Source organism: Oceanobacter kriegii DSM 6294 (genome assembly GCF_000422845.1).
In the GTDB taxonomy this organism is placed as follows: Bacteria; Pseudomonadota; Gammaproteobacteria; order Pseudomonadales; family Oceanobacteraceae; genus Oceanobacter; species Oceanobacter kriegii.
In genome coordinates, this window is the sequence record NZ_AUGV01000034.1 from 1 (window position 1) to 5,004 (window position 5,004).

Genomic DNA, 5,004 nt, shown 5'->3' on the forward strand with positions numbered 1-5,004 from the left:
AACAGCTATCTGACCGAAGTGAGCGAGATCACACTGCCGAAGCTGCAGCGCAAGATGGAGGACTTTCAAACCGGTGGCATGGATATGCCCATCAAAACCGACATGGGCGGCGAAGCCATGCAGCTGGAATGGACCTGCGGTGGCCTGATGGAAGACGCCCTGCGCCAGTGGGGGCTGCAAAGCCACGACGGCGTTGGACTCCGCTTTGCTGGCTCCTACCAACGCGACGATGGAACCGCACCGTCTGCGGTAGAAATCTCCGTGCGCGGTCGTCATTCCGAACTGGATACCGGTTCAGCCAAAAAGGGGGATGCCACAGAGTTCAAAGCGGTTACAGAACTCAGTTACTACAAACTCACAATCGACGGCGACGACGTCATCGAAATCGACATCCTCAACATGAAGATGATCGTGAATGGTGAAGACCTGCTCGAAGAGCATCGCTCCGCGATTGGCATTTAACCGCCCTCTTTGATTAACACAACTCACTAACCCGGGACGCAAACCATGGCACAACAATTCGAAACCATCACTCTCTACAACCCGATCGCACGCAAAGAAAACACCATCAGCGACATTCAGCTGCGACGTCCTGCATCAGGAGAGTTACGCGGCCTGAATCTGGCCGATGTACTGCAGCTGGAAGTTAATTCATTGGTCACTCTGCTACCTCGCATCACCCTGCCGTCGCTCACCAAGCAAGAAGTCGAAGCGCTCGACCCGTCCGATCTGCTGCAGTTGGGTGGAGGTGTCAGCCGTTTTTTTCTGCCGGTCGAGAAGGAGCCGGTCAAGGAGGAGCCAGTCGACACGGGCAGCGAGATGAATACCGACTCCCAGCCCGCGTAGAAGACGCCATGGCCGACGTCGCTCTGGTGTTCCACTGGACGCCAGAGGCCATGGACAAACTCAGCCCAGAAGAACTCATGGAATGGCGACAACGGGCGATCGACCGCTATAAGCCCGAATGATTGATCTTGTACAAACCCAGTAGGTACCTTATGGTTAACGAACTCTTCAACAAAGGTCTGCCGCATGGGCACCGTCATAGCCTGGTCAATTGCAGTCATCGCCATACTGATGTTCATCGGACTCATCAGTGCCGGTTTCACGATGGTCAATTCGCTGGTCGATCGCATCAACAAGCAGTAAGCCTCAACGCAGGAGCCATCTGTCATGGCTCGTGATCTGCGCCTACAAGTCATTCTCGACACAATCGACAAAGCCTCTGCCCCGCTAAAAAGCATTCACAAGCAAAGTGGTAAGGCCACGGCAGCGCTCAAAGAGGCTCGTGATACACACAAGCAACTGAATAAGCAGCTCAAAACAGCCGCCGGATTGCAGCAAATGCAATCCGATCTGGCCGACGTTACATCCAGCCTGAAAGAGAACCAGGCGGCAATCGATGCGAATCGAACGGCCCACGAGGAGCAGCTGGCTACGCACAAAGAGATGGCCAGCGAGCTGCGCGCCACAGAAAAACGCTACAAGGAACTGTCGCAGTCCATCATTCGCGGCGACGACGTCAGTCAGCAATACAGAGATGAACTGGAACGCACTCGTACTGAACTGAATCTGCTCCAAAAGCAAACCGATAAATCGTCCGCAAAACTCAAAAAGTACCGCGATACCATCAGTAAGGGCGAAGGCAAAGTCACTGCGTTGAATCAACGCCAAAAACTGCTGAACAACAGCATCGGAGAATCTCGCTCAAAGCTAACCGCAGCCGGCATCAGCACAGACAACCTGGCCGACAGCACTGCCGATTTGCGCCGCAAATTCGATGCAAGTACAGCCGCAATCGAAAAACAAAAAGCCGCCCTCGCTGCCTTAAACGAAAGAGAAAAGGCACTGGCGAAAGCACGTCAGGCCAGAAAAGCCATGCACACGGCAGGCATGAAGATCGCCGGGCACGGGGCTGTAATGGCCTATGCAGGCCAGCAGGCGCTAACAGGTATAGCTGGAACGCTGATGCCTGGCATCGATTACGATGCTCAAAAAAGTGCCGTGCAAGCCATCACTCGCCTGCAAGCCAACGACCCGCGCCTACAGGCACTGCACAACCAATCAGCCGATCTGGGCGCATCCACCTCATTCACCAGCACTCAGGTTGCCCAGGGACAGGAATTTTTGGCCCGGGCTGGATACAGCCCCGAAGCCATTAAGGCCAGCATGAAAGACGTGCTCGATTTGGCAAAAGCCAATCGCATCGAGCTGGCGCAAGCTGCCGACATTGCCTCCAACATCTCGGGCGCATTCCGTATCGATGCCGAAGCCGCAGGCAGCATGCAGCGGGTATCCGACATCCTCACCGCAACCACAACCCGGGCTAACGTCGACATGCAGATGCTCGGCGAAACCATGAAATATCTGGGACAGGCCAGCGGGCTGGACATGAGCCTCGAACAGGCCGCCGCCATGGCAGGGTTCCTGGGCAACATCGGCATTCAGGGCAGTGAAGCAGGCACCACGATGCGCGCCATGATGACGCGACTATCGGCACCAACAGGAGCCGCACAAACGGCGCTGCAGGAACTCGATGTCCAGGTCGCCGACACCGCCGGCAACCTGCGCCAGATCCCCGATATCCTGGCCGACATCAACAAAGCCACGGCAGGTATGGGCAACGTCGCAGTCGCCAGCTATCTGAAAGACATCTTCGGAGAAGAACCCGGTTCGGGGGTCAGCTTATTAATTGAAAAACAAGGCAAGGCCGCGCTGGATAAATTTGCAGATACCCTGAAAAACGTCAAAGGTGAAAATGCCAAAATTGCCGCCATCATGGGCGACAATATCCAGGGTGATCTGGACGGCCTGCAAAGCGCCATCCAGTCGGTCAGTAACGAAATTACTGGCGCCAACGATGGCCCGCTGCGCGAACTGGTGCAAATGGTCACCGAAAACGTAAGAGCAGTCTCAGCGTGGATCAAGGAAAATCCGGAGCTCACCCGCCAGATTCTCAAAGGCGCCATTGCCTTTGCGGGCATAGCCGCAGCAGCTGGTGCACTGGCCACGGTCATTGGCTTTGTCACCATCGTGGCCAGTAAACTCATCATGCCAATTCGCGGGCTTACCAAAGGCCTTTGGGCAACGCTTCGAGGGATGTGGGCGTTTGGAAAATATCTTTTAATGCTGGGTGGCAAAACCATCCCTTACATCATCGCCATGGTTAAATCTCTTGGTTCAGTGCTGGCATGGATAGCCAAAGGAGCCATCTCTGTATTAATCGGCGCTTTGAAATTCCTGGGCCAAGCCATCCTTTGGGTCGGACGAATCGTTCTTGCCAATCCCATTACAGCCGCAGTTACAGCGATTGCCGTCGCCGCCTACCTGATCTACGAGCACTGGGACACCGTCGGCCCGTACTTCATCAAGCTGTGGGAGTTTTTGAAAAACGTATTCCTCGAAGCCCTGCAGGCCATCAAAACCCTGATCAACACCTACAGTCCCATCGGTGTGCTCTACAACATCATCAAAGCCAGCTTGAACAAAATTGGCATTGAATTACCTGGCACATTTACCGAGTTTGGGGCCAACCTGATGCAGGGCTTGATCAAAGGCATAAAAAGTTTGTTGCCTGATGTGTCCGCAACCATTGGTGACGTTGCCGGCAATGTCAGTGGATGGTTCAAAGAAAAGCTAGGCATCCATTCGCCGTCCCGGGTATTCGCCAGTCACGGCAATGGTGTCATGGCAGGGCTGGAGCAAGGTCTGAACGACAACGCCGACAAAGCCCTTTCGCCGGTCGATAAGCTGCAACGCAACTTGACCGCCATTGGAGCGGGACTCGCCATCAGTACCACCGCCATCGGCCCGGTAGCTGCGGTAGAACCGAGTGCAGGGCCGCATCTCACTGGCAACACCGCCAGTGCGATCAGCGTGCAGATTGGCGACATCCACATCCATCCAACCCCCGGCATGGACGAACGACAGCTGGCCGCCATGGTGCGATCTGAAATCGAAAGACTCACGCGCGAACAACTTATGCGCCAACGCACCCGCATGCGGGACACGGAGTAATTCATGCAAGCCTGTCTTGGTCTTTTTGTTTTCAGTCTAACAACCGCCCCACTATCCGATCGCCAGCGCTCAACCAACTGGCGCCATGCCCGGTCCGAACCCATCGGCCAACGGGCAACCAGTGAGTACATCGGCCCCGGTGAAGATCGGATCACGCTCAACGGCCAGATAACACACGACATCGCAGGTACAGTGGTCAGCCTCGACGTTCTGCGCGCCATGGCCGACACCGGCGAGGCATACGTATTTGTGCTGGGCACCGGTCAGGTGCTCGGTGCTTTCACCATTGAAGACCTGCAAGAGTCATCGACACGCCTGTTTCCTGATGGCACCCCTCGCGCAGTAGAGTTTTCCATCACTCTGGTGCGCACCACTGACGACCTGGTCGACAAGCTGGCGCTGTACACATCGGCACTGGCGCTTCTGTAACCGGAGAGCAACAACATGATTCGCCTAATCGCCAACGGCACCGACATCACCAGCCTCATCAATGGCCGCTTGTTGAACTGCACCCTGTCCGATCGCCGCACAGACGACGTCGACGAACTCAGCATCGAACTCAACAACCACGATGGCCAACTGGCCATGCCAGACCCCGGCGCCACGTTACAACTCTGGTTCCCCGACACCAGTGCCAGCAGCGAAAACCATGTCGCAATGGGTGACTTCGAAGTCGACACCGTCGAAACCATGGGGCCGCCCACCACGGTATCCATCCGCGCGACCAGCGCCGACATCACCGCCAGCCTCAAAACCCAACGAGAACAATCATGGGATGAAACCACCCTGGGTGCAGTCCTGCAGGACATCGCCAAACGCAACAGTCTCACGCCGATGGTCAGCAGCACACTGGCTGCGATCGTCATTGATCACCTGGACCAAACCACCGAGTCAGACCTGTCGCTCATCAGCCGCCTGGGTGACGACGTCGACGCCGTTGCCACCGTCAAATCAGGCAATCTGGTATTTATGCCAACCGGTCAGGGC

General features: G+C 55.9%; 5 protein-coding genes and 1 pseudogene. All 6 read left to right on the forward strand.

The genetic code is table 11. The annotated features are described in order from the left end of the window. Nucleotides 1-462, forward strand: a 462-nt coding sequence (locus G516_RS0113200) for a phage major tail tube protein (RefSeq protein ID WP_028294050.1), incomplete at its 5' end; no start/stop codon positions are given. Between the two features lie 45 nt (nucleotides 463-507). Next, nucleotides 508-846 (forward strand): phage tail assembly protein, encoded by a 339-nt coding sequence (locus tag G516_RS22455; RefSeq protein ID WP_084645054.1) that lies wholly within the window; start codon nucleotides 508-510, stop codon nucleotides 844-846. Between the two features lie 8 nt (nucleotides 847-854). Continuing rightward, complete coding sequence (locus G516_RS24460) at nucleotides 855-968, forward strand: GpE family phage tail protein (protein WP_084645055.1); 114 nt, start codon at nucleotides 855-857, stop codon at nucleotides 966-968. A 205-nt stretch (nucleotides 969-1,173) separates the two neighbouring features. After that, complete coding sequence (locus G516_RS0113220) at nucleotides 1,174-4,017, forward strand: phage tail tape measure protein (RefSeq protein ID WP_028294051.1); 2,844 nt, start codon at nucleotides 1,174-1,176, stop codon at nucleotides 4,015-4,017. Between the two features lie 3 nt (nucleotides 4,018-4,020). Beyond that, nucleotides 4,021-4,446 (forward strand): phage tail protein, encoded by a 426-nt coding sequence (locus tag G516_RS0113225; RefSeq protein ID WP_028294052.1) that lies wholly within the window; start codon nucleotides 4,021-4,023, stop codon nucleotides 4,444-4,446. Nucleotides 4,447-4,461: 15 nt separating this feature from the next. Then, nucleotides 4,462-5,004, forward strand: a pseudogene (locus G516_RS0113230) (phage late control D family protein); the annotation flags it as partial.

Bases quoted from the DNA above. Each gene is read 5' to 3' on its own strand.
- G516_RS22455 (WP_084645054.1), top strand. From the start codon at position 508: ATGGCACAACAATTCGAAACCATCACTCTCTACAACCCGATCGCACGC.
- G516_RS24460 (WP_084645055.1), top strand. From the start codon at position 855: ATGGCCGACGTCGCTCTGGTGTTCCACTGGACGCCAGAGGCCATGGAC.
- G516_RS0113220 (WP_028294051.1), top strand. From the start codon at position 1,174: ATGGCTCGTGATCTGCGCCTACAAGTCATTCTCGACACAATCGACAAA.
- G516_RS0113225 (WP_028294052.1), top strand. From the start codon at position 4,021: ATGCAAGCCTGTCTTGGTCTTTTTGTTTTCAGTCTAACAACCGCCCCA.